General features: G+C 63.0%; 1 protein-coding gene and 1 tRNA gene. Both read right to left on the bottom strand.

Features of this window, described 5'->3' with window-relative positions; genetic code table 11:
- Window positions 1-156 precede the first annotated feature (156 nt).
- Window positions 157-229 (bottom strand) — tRNA-Arg (locus A9X03_RS00090).
- Between the two features lie 40 nt (window positions 230-269).
- Window positions 270-1094, bottom strand: coding sequence for an LLM class F420-dependent oxidoreductase (locus tag A9X03_RS00085; RefSeq protein ID WP_082974391.1), 825 nt, complete (start codon window positions 1092-1094; stop codon window positions 270-272).
- Window positions 1095-1196: the final 102 nt, after the last annotated feature.

The following is a 1196-nucleotide window of genomic DNA, read 5'->3' as shown; positions in this document are numbered from 1 at the left end:
CACGGCCTGATACCTCTGCTCGGCCACGCTCAACTCCCTCATCCAGGGAGTGTCACGGATCAACCGAAGTAGGTGTCACGCATCAACCGAAACACTGTCACCCATCAGCCGAAGACGAAATGTCACACATCAGCCGAGGTCATAGCAGGCCTTGAGTGCCCCCGGCAGGATTCGAACCTGCGACACCGGCTTTAGGAGAGCCGTGCTCTATCCCCTGAGCTACGAGGGCGGACCGCCTGAGCTTACCGGCCGCGTGCGCACCGACGGGCTCAGCGCAGCTCCGCGATGACGTTCGCGAAGTTCTTGATGTGGTTGTCCTGCACTGTGACGGACGTGACCCCGTACTTCTCGCGGTAGAAGTTCAGCCGGTCGGCCATCTCACGCGGCGTCCCACTCAGCACCGAGGTCTGCTCGAGCAGCTCCTCGTCGGACAGCTCCGGGGCATATTGCCGGGTCATCCTCAGGTCAGGCATGGTCTCACCTTCGGCCGGCAGAGCGGTGATCGCCAGGTTCAACTCCAGCGAGTCGAATCGGTCGCCGGCGGCGCTGCGGACGAACTCGATACGTTCGGTCAGCGGATCGTCGGCCTCCTTCACCCGCGAACCGGTCAGCCCGATGATGTGGGCGTGCTGGGCGGCGATGGTCAACACCCGGTCGCCATTGCCGGCGATGAGGATCGGCGTCTTCGGGTGATGCTCTTCGAGATAGACCGTCATGTGTTTCAGGTAGTCGACCCGCGCGCCTGCGCTGGGATACGGCAGCTCGGCCGCCTCGAATTCCTCTCGCACGTAACCGGTTCCAAGCCCGATCTCGAGACGGCCGTCGCTCAGCTTGTCCACGTCGCCGAGGTCCCGGCTGAGCAGGGCCGGCTTGTAGAAGGCGGCGTTGAGCACATACATGCTGAGCTTGAGTCGTGTGGTGACCATGGCGGCCGCGGTCAGCGCGGCGATCGGGGAGGCCGCCCCCAAATGGTCCGGCACACAGAGAATGTCGAATCCGACGTCTTCGGCACGCTTCACCTTCTCGACGAATGCCTCGCGCGATTTGATGAAGCGCATGCTCATTCCGAAACGAAAATCCTTGGCCACCAACAACTCCATTCAACAGATGAGGACAATTACCAGCTACGAGCCGCTTCCGCCAGGCCGTGCACCAGGGCGCTGGTCACCGGTGACAGCCCGTCACCGCCGGGCAAC

Source organism: Mycobacterium sp. E1715 (genome assembly GCF_001667625.1).
Taxonomy (GTDB): Bacteria; Actinomycetota; Actinomycetes; order Mycobacteriales; family Mycobacteriaceae; genus Mycobacterium.
This window is presented reverse-complemented; position numbering and strand designations above follow the sequence as displayed.